Genomic DNA, 16,610 nt, shown 5'->3' with positions numbered 1-16,610 from the left:
CTTGAAGGGATTATTTTTTAAAATTTTGAGAGGAATTAAAGAAAGATTTTGTAGAAAAAGTAGTATTTTTCACACCTCCTAATGCTTCTGTAATTAAACGCTCACAATAATCAGCCTTAAGGTTTTGCTTAGGATTGAAAAAATTTTGGCACAACTCACCTTTGTTATTCACTATAGTTTCTAAAAATTTTTTTTCTTTATCTTCTTTACGAAACTCCCAAATATATTTAGCTAAATTGGAAAACGCTTTCTTTACTTTTTCGGCATTTTTTTCTGTAAGATCTCCAGAGTTACTTACTTCAACTAACGATTTATGCGCTCGAATAATTTCTTTTGTTTTGAGAGAAATATCTTTTTCAAAGCGTTTAAGAGCATCTGGTGCGTACCTCAAAGCATATGCTTTTTTATTCCATTCGTCCTTAAAATCTTCAAAATTTCTCCATAACCATGGAGAAGAAGAATCAAGATTAGAAGAATCTAAATCAGAAAACGCGCTTTGCGATCCCATTACGCCTAAACCCAAAAGTAAGAAATTTCCCTTTTTATACTTGCTCATGTATATTTTATTGTACGCAATACCAAAACATTTTAACGTAAAAAATTTTAAAAAAAACATTTTTTTGATTTATAGTAATTTTTAAAAAAATTTTAAATATCCTGTTGCTTTTTTATTTATTGTACATTTTTGTTTAACATACCTCTTATTAAGACTGATTGTGCTCACATCTCACAAAATTATCTTTGCTTCTTTTTATCTTGAATATCCTTTTATTTTAACAAAATAAACTGAAAACGCTTTATACAGCGTGGTGGCTCAGAAAAAAAGAGTGACTTAGAGAAGCTTGAAGAGTACGTCAAAGAAAACCAAGATTATGACCTTGAAAAAAGCTGCTCAAGAATTTGGGGTACAATCAGTTGCTGGTTAAAAAGATTAGCTATAGCTTAAAAAAAGACTTTTCGTACGTGAAAGCAAGCAAAAAAAAAGCGAAGTTAGTTCAAAAAACGATCAAATATTTCTACCTCTTTGCTCTCCTGATGCACCCAAAATGTACATCTAGTCAAAGGATCTGGTAAAAAATCCGTACACACTTTTCTAGGAGGATATCTTTGCAGAAAAAAATGCTACTGAAAGCCCGTAAAACACTTCGTTAGTAGCTGCCCTCTTACGTTTTTTACCATAATTTTCTGTATCAAAATTAGATTTATTTTTTTAATCTCAATAATCCTGGGGAAGATCTTTCCAAGGAGACCTGATTTCTTAAAATCCACAAAACAGCGTTTAACGGTTGTCCTTTGCTTTTCCCTGCCCTTTCTTCCTGGTAGATAACGCTCAAGCATTTTCTAAGATTTTTTGAGATGTTGTGTCTTCTGTGCGATTGCGTTATCTCTTTTAAAAAATAAAATTCCTGATTTTTTATATCATAATTTTATCTCACCACGACACTATCTAGAGATGTTTATAACCTTTATCTTTAAGCCTTACTAGCATACCATTTTTCAAAAAACAAAATCTGATATTCATGTAAAAAATGTTTTGTATTTCGTATATTCTATATTTTACATGTGTATTTATATCCCCCCATTACAGTAGTTTCTTATTTTTGTATTAAATAAAATGAATAATGGTTCAAAAAATACTGGATAAAATAATTATTTTCCGTTTTATATGGAAAATTTGTAAAAAATAATAAATTATTACGTAAACCTTATATAAAGAGGTTTTTGAGGTTGAATATTACGAAACTTTGTGGTACATATATTCAAACTTAAGATGTATGTTTGATGAACCCACCTTCAGTCATTTTTGTTATTGGCGGCGTGATGTCCTCTTTGGGAAAAGGGATTACTACTGCTACGTTAGGTGCATTGCTAAAAGCTCGAGGGCTTTCTGTGTGGTTATTAAAATTAGATCCCTACCTAAATGTAGATGCCGGAACTTTAAGTCCAACACAGCATGGTGAAACCTTTGTGACCCTTCAAGGAAGAGAAACGGATTTAGATTTAGGACACTATGAACGCTTTACGGGAAATACCAACAGCGGATGGTGCTCGGCAGGAAGCATTTACCAGAATTTAATTTATAAAGAACGTCAAGGTGCTTGGCAGGGACAGACATTACAAATCGTTCCTCACATGACTGAAGCTATTAAAGATGAAATTTTGCGATGCCCTTCTGGTACAGAGTTTATTTTGTGTGAAATTGGAGGAACTGTTGGAGATATTGAAGGATTAGCGTTTTTAGAAGCTGCCCGACAACTGCAAGGACAACTGGGGAAAAAGCGTTGCTTGTTTTTGCATTTATCTTGGGTTCCTTATTTAAAACAGGTTGGAGAGCTAAAAACGAAACTGGTACAACATTCCGTTATGGCGCTTCAGCATCTTGGCATTCAACCCGATGTTGTTTTATGTCGTACCGATAGGTACTTTTCTAAAGAAATAAAGCAAAAAATTGCGTTATTTTGTAATATTTCTTCTAATCACGTCATAGAAGCTTTAGATGTAGAAAATATTTATGAAACTCCAGTAGTATATCATGAAGCAGGGTTAGACCAGGCGGTAGTAAATTATTTTGAAATAAATACAGCGTTGCCAGATCTTTCTTTGTGGAAGGAGTTAACACAGAAAATGGAACTGTGTCAAAAAGCAATTAATATCGTCCTTTTAGGAAAATACACAAAGGGCTCGGATGCTTATAAATCCGTAAAAGAAGCTTTGCGGCACGCAGGGTTTTGTCATGGTGTTTGCGTTAACATAAGCATGATTGATGCAGAACACGTAGAATCTTCTCCGCTTATAGATAATATATTCAAAAACTGCGATGGTATTATTGTTCCTGGTGGGTTTGGGGCTCGTGCTACTGAAGGGCTTATCCGAGGAATTCAGTATGGGCGCAAAGCGAAGATTCCAACTTTTGGAATATGTTTTGGTATGCAGTTAATGGTCATCGAGTCCGTTCGCCACGAAACGTCAATTAAAGATGCAACTTCTTCAGAATTCGAAGATTCGGGAACTCCGGTTGTGGCTATGATGTTTCAATGGAAGGAAGGGGAAGTATTACGTACCTATGAAAAATATCAAGGAGTAGGAGGAACCATGCGACTTGGATCTCAACCCTGCGTTCTTATAGAAAAAAGTCAAACATATCAAATTTATGGTACTAAAAAAATTGTAGAACGACATCGTCACCGTTACGAGATTAATAATCTTTATTTAGATGCCATCGAAAGTTCTGGATTGCGAGTTGCAGGGTGGTCAGATCATCACCCCTTAATAGAAATCATAGAACATCGGGATCACCCCTGGTATATAGGAGTGCAATTTCATCCTGAGTTTGCTTCTCGTCCTTTTGCTCCCCATCCGTTGTTTGTAGATTTTATAAGGGCGGCTCAACACTTTCAAGGCGCTAAAAAAACCAACCTTAAGGAAGATTTATAGTACTAGTAAATCTTTTAGGTATTTACCCATTTAGGAGTTTTTTACTTTTAAAATTTTTATAAGTAAAAAATAGAACTTTGCTTTTTATTTTATTTTTATTTTGTACAATAGTTGCATTGAAGGCAAATAGACTAAAAATGAAAAAAATTTTTTTGTGTGACAAATTGGTCAGAGATCGTGCTCAATCTTTAAATAGCGCTCAAGATCTTGAAGGAGTTTACCGAGTTCTTGGACTGGCAGAACGCCCAACCTATGCTAAAAAAAAGATTCTTGAAGAAGCACAAGAAGCGCTAGATGATTTAGAACACCACAACAAAACTCACGGACTTAGTGAACTTGCCGATGTTATACAAGCGGCTCAAGCTCTTTTAGAATTAAACAACGAAATCAATTTCGATTTTTTTTCCTCCTCAATTCTTTCAAATTTTTTAGAACGCTTAAACGTTTCTCATGAAAAAGAACTAGAAACGGCACAACTTCTTGTAAATCAGGCAAAAATATTGAAAGAAACTCCCACATCAGAAAGAGACGTTATTAACATCTGCCTCACCGTCATTAAATTAACAAAAATCTTAGGCTACTCCTCAAAAGACTTAGAAAAAGAATTTTTCAGAAAAGAAAAGGAAAAAGGAGCATTCAAAACTTGGACCTGCCTAACTCAGATTACGCTTCCCCAAGAACACCCTAAATTCTTAAATTATTCCCAGCGCTATCCCATGTTAGACCTAACCTAGCATCAAAACAGCTTTCTTTTTTGAAAACCTTTGATGCATTTTGGAAATACCTAAGAGATAAAAAATGTTAAAACTAATCCCCCCCCCTCGCTAAAAAAAAATTATAAAACGCTTTTTGTAAAAAGCACTTCGTTCGCTATGCGAACCTTAATAGGACCTTTTTCTCTAACAGGGACAACCATAACAGCACAGGCAGGACAACGCAACGTTAAAACAGTGGAACCAAACCCAAATTCTCCGGCAGTATTTCTGGACTGACCAAAAGTTTGGGAAACCACAGAAAAAGAACCTGGGCCATGTGCATCAAGAAGAGCTTTAGAAGTTCTAACCTCTTCATACCCAATAATTAACTTGGTGATCAGGTCAGCACCCTTTGCGTTAAAAGAAAATATAAGGCCAAATATCAAAGAAAATCTAAGAATTAAACTCATCACTGTGCTCATTGCCTTCTATGGAATCTATGATAAATCCTCTATAAGTTTTTTCGATCATATTTTTCGTAATCAAGTTATTTTTTTGTTTGTTATGTTTTTGCAACAATCTAATTAAATAATTTTAATATAAATTATTCAAGTAAAAAAGATAATATTCCGTCGAGACGAAGCTTCCCTTCTATTGTTAACTGAAGCCTTTTTTCGAATTCTATCATATACCCAGCGTCTTTTAATTGCTGAATTTTTACCTCAAATTTTGAAGGAATAGGCAAAACAGAATCTAGAAAAACTCCTTCTTTTAAACGCAGCCCCATTAACATTTTTTCTTTAAACTGCGTACATAATTCCAAAGGAACAGCCTGCTTTACAGCGTTATGGTAGACGGTGCAAGAATTTAACCAAGAAGTTGCACTGCTTTCGTTAACTATGGCGTACTTTCCATCAGAAAAAGTTATCCGACTATGTGCACCAGCACCAATACCCAAATAATCTTCGTACCGCCAATAGGTTAAATTATGCTCACAATATTCTGCGTCACGCGCGTAATTAGAAATTTCATATCCATTCCACCCCAAAGACTCTAAATAATGGTGTGTCCACAAATAAAGGTCTGCGGCAGATGATGCATCTAAAATTAGATTTTTTTCCTGTTGTGCCCTGCGATGAAAAAGAGTTCCTCGCTCTAACGTTAGTTGATATAAAGAAATATGAGACCCCGCCCACTGTAATGCTTCCTTTAGCTCTGTCTTCCAATTTTCTGGATCTTCGTGATATTTGTGAGCATACATTAAGTCTAAAGAAAACCGAACATCCTTTTTTTTCAACCAAGTCAAGACATTTTTTGCTTCTTGCTTGGTGTGCGTGCGCCCTAAAAACTTTAAAACAGGATCTTGGAAAGACTGCACCCCCACTGAAATACGATTTATTCCCAAGGCAACAATTTCTTGTAGTTTTTCTGTCTCAAACTTTGTTGGATTCATTTCTAGGGTGACTTCTATAGAAGAAAGCAAAACTCCAAAAACTTCGCTAATATGCTGCAATATACCCGCTAATAGAGATATCGGCATAAGAGAAGGCGTCCCCCCACCAAAAAAAATACTGGTAACTTTGCACTCCCCTATACGCTTGCGCCAATAAGTGATCTCTTTTTTATATGCTTCAATCCAAATCTCAGGATCTTGGGTAGGCGCCTTAGACCAAATTCCACGATTAAAATCACAATACGGACAAATACTTAAGCAAAACGGCCAATGAATATATAAAGCCAATTTTTTCATCAATTACTTTACTTCAGAAATAGAAATGTACTTAAGTAGTTTCTTCATTTTATATTTTATACGTTTTCAAGGTCAAAAATAGGCTCAGGCTTAGGCCAAAGCGCCGTACTTAACGGAGATCCAAGTCGCTGAATACTTCCACTAGATATTTCCTTTTCTTCCCCCATCTGCTGTAACAGCTTTTCCATTGTTTTAGGCAATACAACAGAAAACAAAAGAGCTATATCTCTTAAAAACATACACAAACTGTATAATCCTTCAAGAAGATGCGATGCTTTTTCTGGAATATTCAACATTTTCCAGGGCTCAAATTTTGTTATATACGCATTTACCTGTTGCACACTGGTTTGAAGTAAATCAATATAGCCGTACAAATCCTCTTGTTCTATGCAAAATTTTAAATAAGGTAAAGCGCGACGCCCCCAGGTTTGCAAGGCTTCGTGTTCGCTATCTATGGGGGGGGATTTTGACTCTTTAAAGTCGTTTGAACAATAACGATCAATAAAAGCCAAAATACGCTGCGCTAAATTCCCTAACGTATTTTTCAAATCTTGATTATAGCATTGCAGCAAAGCATCTTCTGAGATATCTCCGTCTTGACCAAAACGAATATCTTTTAGTAAAAAATACCGAAGTGCATCAGCACCGTATCGCTGAATTAAGGCAAAAGGATCTAAAACATTTCCCAAAGATTTTGACATTTTTTTTCCTTCTCGTGTCCACCATCCGTGGGCAAAGACACGCTCAGGAGGCTTAAGCCCTGCTGCCATAAGAAATGCCGGCCAGTAAACAGTATGAAACCGGAGAATATCTTTTCCGACCAAATGCACGCTGTGCGGCCAAAAAGTTTTAAAATTATCTTGCTCTACATCAGGATACCCCAAAACAGTAAGATAATTTGTCAGCGCATCCATCCACACATACATAACATGCCCTACATGAGTTGGAACGCTAATACCCCAAGACAATTTTGTTCTAGATATAGCAAGATCTTTTAACCCTGATTCAATAAATCGAAGTGTTTCATTGTACCGTTCCTTAGGACGAATGGCATGTGAATTTTCCTGGTAATAGGCCAAAAGTTCCTTTTGCCACGCTGATAATTTGAAAAAATAACAAGGCTCTTCCACCCATTCTACCGGGGCACCACTGGGAGCTTTTCCATCTTGAATTTCATCTTCACTATAAAATGCTTCATCTCGAACAGCATACCATCCCGAATATGTCCCTAAATAAATATGCCCTCTATCTTCTAGCGTCTTCCATAAAGCCTGAGCAGCTTGATGATGGCGAAATTCTGTTGTACGTATAAAATCATCAGGAACGGCGTTTAAAGCTTGAACTAACGATCTAAAAATCTTTGCCATATCATCTACATAAGCTTGAGCGGGCACATTCTTAGATTTTGCAGATTGAGCAACCTTTCCACCATGCTCATCAACGCCCGTAACAAAATATGTGGGCCAACCTAAAAATCTCCAAAACCTTGCCATGACATCTCCGGCTATGGTCGTATAAGCATGACCAATGTGAGGAACGTCATTGACATAGTAAATAGGCGTTGTTACGTAAAGCGGATATCCGCGACGAGGCAAATAAACATCGTTTAAACGAGATAAAGGCCTGGACGTTGCAAACAATTGTGGCTTTTGAACAGGTACGTTTTGAGCTTTCATAAAACAACATAAAAAAACGTAAGCGCAGATATTTTACCATATTTTACACAAAAAAAAAGGACGCGTCCATGAAAATTCCCCTCTACTTCTATCGTTTTTCTTCTGGCACACATTTTTTCATCCTTACCATTTTTTTAACTTTTCTCAGAACACACAGGTTCTTTCCCATCAAAAGGATTTAAAAAATTTTTAGAATGTAGAGCATCTGTAATAAAAGGCCAAAGCTCTTCTAAAACTTTTGTGTACAAAGAATGTTTAAAAAATGCGCAACTGCTCATTAATTCTTGCCTTTCAATCCATTTCCAAGAACCGAATTCAGGATAGTCTGTTGCTTCTAAATTAATATCTTTGTCTGATCCAAGAAAAATAAACCCATACCAAACCTGCTTTTGCCCTTTAAACCTTAGTTTCCACAAATTAAAATAAGGAAAATCGTAGCGATACGCATTTTTTGTACGCGCAACAAGCTGGCACTGATTTTTTACTCCCACTTCTTCCCATAGCTCACGCCAAGCGGCCTGCGCAAAAGGCTCTGGCTTTTGACTGTAAAAATCCACTCCCCCTTGGGGCATTTGCCACTGGGAATGTTTTTTATTTATCCGCTTTCCAACAAAAATTTTTCCACCTTTATTCACCAAAACAATCCCTACACCAAGGCGATATTTAGGGTCTTTCGCATCAGCGCCAGAACGAATAAAAGCTTGAAAAAAAAGGCATATTCTTTTTAATAAAGCAAACCTCATGATGGCTTCACAGCAGTTGCGCTGTACAACGTTTCGTAAATCTCAGGATGCGCTGCCACAACATCAGAACTAAGCACCCCTTGCCCTTGTAACGGCCCCTTGAATTGGTGGCTCATTCTTCCCCCTGCTTCTTTCAAGATGGCGATTCCCGCTGCACTGTCCCAAATGCGCGTAGCATATTCTACACACCCATCTAAACGCCCAGCGGCAACATAAGCAAGGTGAAGAGAAGTGCTTCCAAACGATCTAAACAAAGCCAAAGGGAATCGCTGAAATAAGGAAACAATACGACTGCATTGATCAGAAGTGTGCCTTGGTCCTGGCAATGCCATTGCTATATAATTTCTTGGACGCTTTTGAGGAAGACGCAACCTATACTGATCCAAAAACGCCCCTACTCCTTTTTGTGCCCAAAAAATCTCATCTCGCACCGGGTCATAAATCACCCCCATTAAAAAATCCTGACGTTCGTACAAAGAAACAGAAATAGAAAAATAAGGAATCCCCTTGGAAAAATTATTAGACCCGTCCAAAGGATCAATAATCCAAGTTGCAGCATCGATGCTTTCCCCGGGGATTCCCCCCCCTTCCTCCATCAAAAATCCGTACCCAGGATAACTTTCTTTTAATCCTTGATAAAGAATTTTTTCAACACGACATTCACTATCAGTGACAAATTTTTTCAAACTCTTTTCAGCGCCCTGAAGCTTTTCAACCTCCGAAAAGTCTCTCAACAAATTTCCACTAGCCTTAAACATCAGCCGCGTTACAACATTTACAAAAGAAGAAGGTGTGGAAAAAGCGCGCACTTGAAACACAAAAAAAATATATTTATTATTGTACAAAAAAAAATGTTTTATTTCAATACGTTAATTACGAATAACACGTTAGATTTTTTTTATTTTGTTAAAAAAATATTTTTTAAATTCTTAAAAATAAAATAATTTTTTATTTTTGTCGTACACTTTTTTAAATACAAAATATTTTAAACATTAATAATAACTGGTTTTTTAATTAATTGTATTTTCACTGTTTTTGATCGTTCCAACCAATTTTTAAGTACAAACCGTTGGATTTAGAACATTTATTGTGCTACAATTCGCGATAATATCTTTTTGGAGCCGCAAAGTGTTTGACTCTGAATCTGTAAAAGAATACCCAGTAATTATATCACAAGATGTGGTTTTTTTTCCATTTACTGCCGGAGTTTTAGCGATCAAACACGCTTCGTCTGTTGAAATTATTCAAAAAATTACAAAACAGCCCCAGGAAGATCGATACGTAGTTTTGTGTACCCAAGACCAATCTGAAAAAAAAAATTCAAAGATTTTTTCTGTAGGAACGCTGTGTCGTGTACGGCAATCAACGTTTATACATGATGATTGTCAAGCAGTACTGGAAGGGCTTGAGCGTGTTCACGTTACATTGTCAGAGGATATGCAAAATTGCTCTGCAAAGCCTTTACACACCCAAGAAGAAGCTCCTGCAAAGATTGAAGCTACATTTAGAGTATTAAAAAATTATTTGGACCAGTATTTAAAGCTTAACGCACAAGATACAATTCATCGAGCATTAACAATTGAAGAACAAGAAACGGTTAATGTTGAGCAAGTTGTGTACAAAATTTCTGGAAATATTAATGATATTGAAAAAAAGAAAAAAATTTTAAAATCTGACAGCTTAATTTCTAGAATGAAAATTCTTATAGAATGGTTTAGTTTTGAAGTTGCTATTGGCAAATTCAAAGAAACCCTCAGCATTAAAGCAGCACAAAAAATGCGTAATGATTACCAAGAATATGTACGAAAAACAAAGGAAGAGATTTTAAAACGAGAATCTGGAGAACAAGACATTTACCATAATATCGAAAAAAAAATTCAAAATGCGAAACATTTAACTCAGGAAGCAAAAAAACAAGCAGAAGATGAATTAAAGAAATTACGATTATTGCCTCAGTCTTCTCCTGAAATATCTGGAATTCAAAGTTACATAGATTTTTTGGTCAGCCTTCCTTGGAAAAAATTAAAGCCTTTAAACAAAGATCTGCATGAAGCTAACAAGATCCTTGAAGAAAGCCACTCTGGTATGGACAAAATTAACGAACGCATTTTAGAGTTTTTGGCAGTTCATCGTCGTCGAAAAACCGATCAAGGTGCTGTATTGTGCCTTGTTGGTCCCCCCGGTGTAGGAAAAACCTCTGTGGCAAAAGCCATTGCCAAAGCCCTAAATTTGGATTTCACTTCTATTGCTTTGGGCGGGTGTGGCGATGAAGCAGAAATTAGAGGTCATCGCAGAACATATATCGGTGCAACTCCCGGACGGATATTAAAAGCGCTGCAAGGTCGAGAAAAAGGAAAACACCTTCCCGGGTCTAACTCAGTGGTTTTACTAGACGAAATTGATAAGTTGGGAGCAGATAGAAGAGGGGATCCCTATGCAGCGCTTCTTGAAGTTTTAGATCCAGAACAAAATGGCGAATTTAGAGATCATTACTTAGAAATTCCTTACGATCTGGGGAAAATATTTTTTATTGCAACTGCCAATAAAAAATATGATATTCCTTCCCCACTTAGAGATCGCATGGAGTTAATTCACCTATCTGGATACACAACTCAAGAAAAAATTCAAATCGCGGAACGCCACCTAATTCCTAACGTTATGCAAGAACACTGTCTTAGCCAAGAGCAGTTTTCTATAACTCCTTCTGCGCTTTACGATTTATTGACGCAATATACTCCAAAAGAAGCAGGAGTGAGGGGCCTAAAAGAGCGTATCGGAGCTTTGGCTCGAAAAGTGGTTTTAAAATTAGAGATGGACATCATTAAAGGACAAGTTATTCACCACCAAGAGCTTACTGAGTATTTGGGAACAGCAATTTATCCCCCCCGGGCTCTTCACGAAAAAACTCAAGAAATAGGTGTTATCACAGGACTTGCATGGACAGAAGCTGGCGGAGATATCATGAAGATAGAGGCAGTTCAAGTCATTGGGAAAGGAAAAACTTTTTTCACTGGAAAATTAGGAGAGATTATGAAAGAGTCTGTTCAAGTTGCTCTGAATTGTCTTAAAGAAAATATCGAATATTACAAGCTAAACCCTGAAACTTTTATGAAAAACGACATTCATGTACATTTCCCAGAAAACGCTATTCCAAAAGATGGACCTTCTGCAGGAGTGGGCATTTTCTTAACTCTTTTATCTTTAGTTATTAAAAAACCTATTGCCAGCACCACTGCCGTCACTGGAGAAATTACAACAAAAGGGGATGTTTTGCGTATTGGGGGATTAAAAGAAAAGCTCATTGCGGCTGTTAATCACGGTATTGATACGGTTTTATTACCAGAATACAATCGTCAAGATTTAGACGATGTTCCAGAAGAAGTAAAACAAAAGCTTCATCTTGTCTTTATTAATCATATCCATCAAGCTGTTTCGTATATTTTTCCCGACAAAGATACGCTATCTGAATGATGAGTGTTTTGACAATCTACGCAGGAGGAAAATTAAAGCCCCCTTTTGATGCTTTGTGCAATCTGTACGTTAAGCGGCTTAGTCCCTTAAAAATATCAGTAAAAGAAATGGAAGAAAAGCAGTGGAAAAGTCTTGTAAAACTAAAGTCTCAGCGGTGGATTATGTGGGATGAAAAAGGAATTCAGTTCACCAGCTCTGAATTTTGGAAGAAATTAGACACCCTATCACCTTACCACATTTGTTTTTTTATTGGGGAATCCTTTGGAATTCCTAAAAATATTTTCAACCAAAATGATGAAATTTGGTCTTTTGGTTTGATGACGTGGCCACATCTTTTTGCGCGGGCTATGCTTTTAGAGCAACTCTATCGAAAAATTTTAGCGCAAAAAGGCCATCCTTATAGTTTTGTATAAAAAAATTCGCTTTTAACTTTTAAATTAAATAAGTTTTACACTTTTCAGTTTTAAAAAAATATTAACTTTTAAAAACTTTTCTCAACTGCCCCCAGCCCCCTATGAATAAAAAAGAGATTGTTTTTTCGTTTACAATTTGGTACCTTTCTCTTGAAAATTCATAGAGCGCTATAGAATTTTGAATGCTGTGATGTTATGATGAGAAAGAAAATGATGTAAAGCATTGGTGCTTTACAAAAAATTGAGGCATTATGTCGAATTTATCATCGTCCCGAATGACCAAGTGGAGAGAGCGGTTATGGCCGGTTTATCCAGAAGAAATGGGTATTTTTCTTCCGATGGTTGTTATTATGTTTTCTATTTTATTTAATTATACAGTAGCACGTAATGTTAAGGATTCTTTGCTTGTGAATTCACCAGGATCTAGCGGAAAAGTTCTTCCTTGGGTGAAATTAGGATTGGTAACGCCTTGTTCAATTTTAGCAGTTATTGGTTATGCGAAACTTAGTAATATTTTAAGTAAACAAAGGCTTTATTTTACAACATTACTTCCTTTTGCAGTATATTTTCTTTTGTTTGGGTTTGTTCTGTATCCCATGCGTGAGCATTTTAATTTTTCAACTGATTGGATTAAACAATGTCAAGAATCTTATCCTTTATTGAAAGATTTCTTTCCTGCGGTAGCCTATTGGAATTATTCATTATTCTATATGATGGCAGAGCTTTGGGGAAATATGGGAATAGCATTGCTTTTCTGGCAATTCGCCAACCAGATAACTCCCACTACGCAGGCAAAACGTTTTTATCCTGTGTATGGATTTTGGTCTAACTTAGGCTTGGTTGCAGCAGGATCATTGACAGCCTTTAGTGAAGATTTTTTAAAACCAGAACGACTTGCTTCGGGGGAAAAAGATTTCGGTCCTCAATTAAGGTTATACTGTTCTTGTATGGTTGTCGCATGTATTGCTATTGCTGTTTCCTATTGGTGGTTAAATACAAGGGTTTTGACAGACGCCCAAAAAGGAACAGATGCAAAGGGGAAAAAGTCTAAACCGAAGCTTTCTTTGAAAGAAAGTGCAGTTTATTTACTAAAGTCCAGGTATCTTATGTATATCGCTATTTTGATGGTGGCATACGGTATTACCATAAATATTGTGGAAGTCACATGGAAGGACAGTGTAGGACATTATTTTTCTGACCCAGTTAGCGGAATGCGTGACATGAATGCGTACAACGCGTTTATGGGAAAGATGTTTATCGGTACTGGAATAACCACCATGGTTTTTATTCTGTTTAGTAAAAATTTCGTTCAATCTTTAGGGTGGCGTTTTTCTGCCAATATTACGCCTTTTGTTACAATGATAACAGGGGTAGGATTTTTTCTTTTTGTCGTCTTTAAAGATTATCTTGGCGGTGTGTGTGAGATGTTGGGGACTTCAACGTTGACTGTGGCGGTTGGGCTTGGTTTAGTTCAGAATGTTTTGACTAAGGGGGTAAAATACGCTCTTTTTGATCCAACAAAAGAAATGGCTTATATTCCTCTAGACGAAGAAGAAAAAATTAAAGGAAAAGCTGCTATTGATGTCATTGGTGGCCGTGCTGGAAAATCTGGAGGAAGTGTATTACAGCTTATTTGTAATGCTGCAACTGGAGGATTAGGTGCTCCCCAACTTTCTGTTCCGCTTCTTGGAGGACTCTTGGTCGTCATTACATGGTGGTGGATTTGGGCAGTAAACAAGCTTGCTATTGCTTATGCAAAAAAAGTAATGGAAACTGAAAATATTAAAGAAGTTTAAGGGGAGTTCAAAGAATCAAAGAGAAAATGATTTGATCGTTTTCTCTTTAGATCGTGAAAAATGATATGTCAGGTATTATAAGAATCTTTTTAGATACAGAAACAACAGGATTATCCACCGTAAAAGGGGATAGTCACGGAGCTCATCGCATCGTAGAAATTGGGTGTGTTAAAACTGTTGATGGAGTCATTGTAGATAAATTTCATGCTTATCTTAATCCAGAAAGAGAGGTTTCTCCAGGATCAAAGGAAGTTCACGGGTTAAGCTGGAGTTTTTTACGTCAATATCCTACGTTTTGTAAAATATATGAAAATTTTTTGAACTTTATAGGTCAACAAATGCTTGTGATTCACAATGCACGATTTGACACAGGTTTTTTAAACTGGGAATTGGAAAAGATTTCCCAAAAAGCACTGACTAACCCTATAGAAGACACTTTAGTTTTGGCAAGAAAAAAGTTTCCTGGATCTCCCGCTAGTTTAGATGCTTTATGTCGTCGTTTTCGAATTAGCTTATCTGAGCGGACTTATCATGGTGCACTTTTAGATGCAGAATTATTATGCGCAGTATATCAAGAATTGTGTAAAGAACAAAATGTTTTTGAATTTAGAGATTTGTTAGAATTTTCAGAAACGTCCTTAGAGCGATACACGTCATCAAAAAAACGCCACGATCGTCAATTTGTCGTTAATAATGAAGAAGCGCTTATGCATAAAGAAGCTATAGATCGCCTTTTAAAATAGACGTATACACAGAAATATTTTTATTTTTTTTTAGAAATAGCTATTGAAAAAATTATCTATAGATTTTATGATTGAAAGAGAAAGTGGGTCTTGAAATGCTCTTTTTGCTTTAAATTTAAAAAGCAATTTTTTGTGTTTTAAGGTAAGATTAATTTTAGATAGAACATGTTGGTTAAATCAATTTTTGTTTTTTTTATATTAACGATGGATAGTCAAGCTATTTCTAAAACTGAACTTGAGGATTCTCCTTTGACTCCTCGGTTTGCTTTTGAAGATTCTGAGAGTTTTTTTGAAACGTCTTCGGTTTCTGAAAATACAAATAAAGACCCTTTTGAAGATCCGATAAAGAAGAATAATTTTTATCTATCAACGTTTAGTTTTTCGAAAGGGGAAGGTTTTAATTCATGCGCGCTTAGTGAAGCAGAAGATGATAATACTTTTAAAACAGAAGAAAAAAGACCTGAATTATCTTGCTGTTCAAAAGAAGAGTACGAGAATTCTGAGAAAATATTAAAAAGGTTGCATGAACGATCATGCGAAAATAAAAAAGTAACGAAAGATGACTCTCAAATTTCTTTAGATTTTTTTAAAGAGAAACAAAATTACAAAAAAAACTAAGAAAATATTGGTCAAAAGTGGAAAATTCATAAAATATTTTCTTTCATAAGTCTTTTTTGTAGTCTTATGGTAAATTCTTTTTAGGAGAGTGTTAAGTTAAAAGGGGAAGATTTTTTCTTTCCTTTTGTTTTATTTTAGCTTATATAGTTTTTTTTGATTGTTATATCAAATTTAAAAAAACGTCTACTATTTATAAAGTAAAAAATTATATTTTTTATAATAAAATGAACTTATATAAAAAAATAAAAACGATGATAAAATATTTGAGAATTTTAACCAAAGATAGCATGATTTATTTTCAAAGTTTTATTAACGTGAAGTGCAGAAAAAATACGCAGTGTTCCCTCCGGCATTTCAAGTGATCGTGTGTTTGCAAAGAGTTTTCGATAAAATCTCGTAAACCAATGGCGTTGTCGACCGTTAGTTTGTTCAATGGAAAACGTTTTATCTTTTCCCTGAAAGAGGCGGTTGCGTGGAATAATTTTATTAAAATCTTCCCAATGATTTTCGCAATAAAATAAAATTTTCCATTTTTTTAATCGTTTAAAAAGTCGTTTGAATGTTTGACTCGAGTGATCACCAAATTCCCAATCGATGAGCCGTTTTCCAGCACAATTCTATACTCATACTGAATGAAATTGTTTAAAACTTTAATTTTATGTGTTAATAATTTTTCTTATGCAAAAATTTTGACAGAAGAAGATTGTGTTGCGTTAAGAACGCAGCATCGGCAAGAAAAGAACCTACGCGTAGCAAATAGGATTAAGGCTGTTTTGTTATCCGACAAGGGGGGGAGCTATCGCCGCTCTTCTGATTGACGATCAGTCGTCATGTAGAGAAGTATAAGGAGGATCAAAAGTTAATGGTGTCAAGCAGGGGATCTGTGAGCAAGCTGAATATTTCACAAACAGTGACTTACCGCACATTTGGAAAGCCATAACGTATATAAAAGTAAGCGATATCTGCGCTTATGTTCTTGAGGCAAGACGTTGTACGCCCATAATTTTTCATTTAAAAACAGCAGCACGGCCCGAAAAGACAGATCCAGCCAAGCAGAAAGCCTTTATTCATTATTACGAGACGGTGATGACAACACCGCATAAGTGTTGAAAGTGTCAAAATAAATGTTTAACAGCATTGGAATCCCCTCCTGAAATAATAATTAATGTTTTAATAAAAGATTTTTTTAGATCTCATGTAAATTGAAATAATGGAATTTTGAAGCCATGCAGTTTCTTTCTAGCCTTGTATATTAAAAATAATAAAGCTG

15 protein-coding genes are annotated in these 16,610 nt (G+C 35.7%); 8 read left to right on the top strand and 7 right to left on the bottom strand.

Features of this window, described 5'->3' with window-relative positions; translation table 11 throughout:
• Positions 1 to 10 precede the first annotated feature (10 nt).
• A complete protein-coding gene (locus K737_RS02985) occupies positions 11 to 523 on the bottom strand; it encodes a hypothetical protein (RefSeq protein WP_152531061.1) in 513 nt (170 codons plus the stop codon).
• Between the two features lie 1,259 nt (positions 524 to 1,782).
• On the opposite strand from K737_RS02985, the gene K737_RS02975 reads away from it, so the two are divergent.
• Both K737_RS02975 and K737_RS02970 read left to right on the top strand, forming a co-directional pair.
• Positions 1,783 to 3,435: a CTP synthase gene (locus tag K737_RS02975; RefSeq protein ID WP_006293575.1), complete on the top strand. Its 1,653-nt coding sequence runs from the start codon at positions 1,783 to 1,785 to the stop codon at positions 3,433 to 3,435.
• A gap of 137 nt (positions 3,436 to 3,572) precedes the next feature.
• Entirely contained in the window at positions 3,573 to 4,169 is a 597-nt protein-coding gene (locus K737_RS02970; RefSeq protein ID WP_024161406.1) for a nucleoside triphosphate pyrophosphohydrolase family protein, read from the top strand.
• Between the two features lie 101 nt (positions 4,170 to 4,270).
• Here the strand turns inward: K737_RS02970 and K737_RS02965 are convergent, their stop codons facing one another.
• The 5 genes from K737_RS02965 to K737_RS02940 all read right to left on the bottom strand — a co-directional run bounded on the left by K737_RS02965 (position 4,271) and on the right by K737_RS02940 (position 9,117).
• The gene (locus K737_RS02965; RefSeq protein WP_006293571.1) at positions 4,271 to 4,600 is read right to left on the bottom strand and encodes a hypothetical protein; all 330 of its coding nucleotides are present in this window, start codon (positions 4,598 to 4,600) and stop codon (positions 4,271 to 4,273) included.
• A 134-nt stretch (positions 4,601 to 4,734) separates the two neighbouring features.
• Positions 4,735 to 5,880 (bottom strand): radical SAM family heme chaperone HemW, encoded by a 1,146-nt coding sequence (gene hemW / locus K737_RS02955; protein WP_006293569.1) that lies wholly within the window; start codon positions 5,878 to 5,880, stop codon positions 4,735 to 4,737.
• Positions 5,881 to 5,936: 56 nt separating this feature from the next.
• The gene (metG, locus tag K737_RS02950) at positions 5,937 to 7,556 is read right to left on the bottom strand and encodes a methionine--tRNA ligase (protein ID WP_006293567.1); all 1,620 of its coding nucleotides are present in this window, start codon (positions 7,554 to 7,556) and stop codon (positions 5,937 to 5,939) included.
• Between the two features lie 134 nt (positions 7,557 to 7,690).
• Positions 7,691 to 8,299 carry an RNA pyrophosphohydrolase gene (locus K737_RS02945; RefSeq protein ID WP_006293565.1) on the bottom strand — a complete coding sequence of 203 codons (609 nt, stop codon included), beginning with the start codon at positions 8,297 to 8,299 and terminating at the stop codon, positions 7,691 to 7,693.
• Positions 8,296 to 9,117, bottom strand: a complete 822-nt coding sequence (locus K737_RS02940) for an inositol monophosphatase family protein (RefSeq protein ID WP_006293564.1) — start codon at positions 9,115 to 9,117, stop codon at positions 8,296 to 8,298. The genes K737_RS02945 and K737_RS02940 overlap by 4 nt, the downstream gene beginning before the upstream one ends.
• Positions 9,118 to 9,427: 310 nt before the next feature.
• Between K737_RS02940 and lon the strand changes: the two genes are divergently transcribed.
• The 5 genes from lon (at position 9,428) to K737_RS02915 (ending at position 15,340) form a co-directional block, all read left to right on the top strand.
• Positions 9,428 to 11,770: an endopeptidase La gene (gene lon, locus K737_RS02935; protein ID WP_006293562.1), complete on the top strand. Its 2,343-nt coding sequence runs from the start codon at positions 9,428 to 9,430 to the stop codon at positions 11,768 to 11,770.
• Positions 11,767 to 12,183, top strand: a complete 417-nt coding sequence (locus tag K737_RS02930) for a 23S rRNA (pseudouridine(1915)-N(3))-methyltransferase RlmH (RefSeq protein ID WP_024161405.1) — start codon at positions 11,767 to 11,769, stop codon at positions 12,181 to 12,183. The genes lon and K737_RS02930 overlap by 4 nt, the downstream gene beginning before the upstream one ends.
• Positions 12,184 to 12,434: 251 nt before the next feature.
• Positions 12,435 to 13,979 (top strand): Npt1/Npt2 family nucleotide transporter, encoded by a 1,545-nt coding sequence (locus K737_RS02925; RefSeq protein WP_006293548.1) that lies wholly within the window; start codon positions 12,435 to 12,437, stop codon positions 13,977 to 13,979.
• 53 nt (positions 13,980 to 14,032) lie between these two features.
• Positions 14,033 to 14,722 carry a DNA polymerase III subunit epsilon gene (gene dnaQ / locus K737_RS02920; protein WP_052567287.1) on the top strand — a complete coding sequence of 230 codons (690 nt, stop codon included), beginning with the start codon at positions 14,033 to 14,035 and terminating at the stop codon, positions 14,720 to 14,722.
• A 165-nt stretch (positions 14,723 to 14,887) separates the two neighbouring features.
• Positions 14,888 to 15,340: a hypothetical protein gene (locus K737_RS02915; protein WP_006293545.1), complete on the top strand. Its 453-nt coding sequence runs from the start codon at positions 14,888 to 14,890 to the stop codon at positions 15,338 to 15,340.
• A 272-nt stretch (positions 15,341 to 15,612) separates the two neighbouring features.
• Here the strand turns inward: K737_RS02915 and K737_RS07930 are convergent, their stop codons facing one another.
• The gene (locus tag K737_RS07930) at positions 15,613 to 15,936 is read right to left on the bottom strand and encodes an IS1 family transposase (RefSeq protein ID WP_075260333.1); all 324 of its coding nucleotides are present in this window, start codon (positions 15,934 to 15,936) and stop codon (positions 15,613 to 15,615) included.
• A 36-nt stretch (positions 15,937 to 15,972) separates the two neighbouring features.
• On the opposite strand from K737_RS07930, the gene K737_RS02910 reads away from it, so the two are divergent.
• Positions 15,973 to 16,158, top strand: a complete 186-nt coding sequence (locus K737_RS02910; RefSeq protein ID WP_006293543.1) for a hypothetical protein — start codon at positions 15,973 to 15,975, stop codon at positions 16,156 to 16,158.
• The last annotated feature ends 452 nt before the right edge of the window (positions 16,159 to 16,610 follow it).

Source organism: Holospora undulata HU1 (assembly GCF_000388175.3).
Classification (GTDB): Bacteria; Pseudomonadota; Alphaproteobacteria; order Holosporales; family Holosporaceae; genus Holospora; species Holospora undulata_A.
The sequence above is the reverse complement of the archived record's forward strand: the minus strand, read 5'-3'. Positions and strand labels throughout refer to the sequence as shown.

Coding starts and splice junctions, on each gene's coding strand:
- K737_RS02975 (WP_006293575.1), top strand. CDS start 1,783: ATGAACCCACCTTCAGTCATTTTTGTTATTGGCGGCGTGATGTCCTCT.
- K737_RS02970 (WP_024161406.1), top strand. CDS start 3,573: ATGAAAAAAATTTTTTTGTGTGACAAATTGGTCAGAGATCGTGCTCAA.
- K737_RS02965 (WP_006293571.1), bottom strand. CDS start 4,600: ATGAGTTTAATTCTTAGATTTTCTTTGATATTTGGCCTTATATTTTCT.
- hemW (WP_006293569.1), bottom strand. CDS start 5,880: ATGAAAAAATTGGCTTTATATATTCATTGGCCGTTTTGCTTAAGTATT.
- metG (WP_006293567.1), bottom strand. CDS start 7,556: ATGAAAGCTCAAAACGTACCTGTTCAAAAGCCACAATTGTTTGCAACG.
- K737_RS02945 (WP_006293565.1), bottom strand. CDS start 8,299: ATGAGGTTTGCTTTATTAAAAAGAATATGCCTTTTTTTTCAAGCTTTT.
- K737_RS02930 (WP_024161405.1), top strand. CDS start 11,767: ATGATGAGTGTTTTGACAATCTACGCAGGAGGAAAATTAAAGCCCCCT.
- K737_RS02925 (WP_006293548.1), top strand. CDS start 12,435: ATGTCGAATTTATCATCGTCCCGAATGACCAAGTGGAGAGAGCGGTTA.
- K737_RS02915 (WP_006293545.1), top strand. CDS start 14,888: ATGTTGGTTAAATCAATTTTTGTTTTTTTTATATTAACGATGGATAGT.
- K737_RS02910 (WP_006293543.1), top strand. CDS start 15,973: ATGAAATTGTTTAAAACTTTAATTTTATGTGTTAATAATTTTTCTTAT.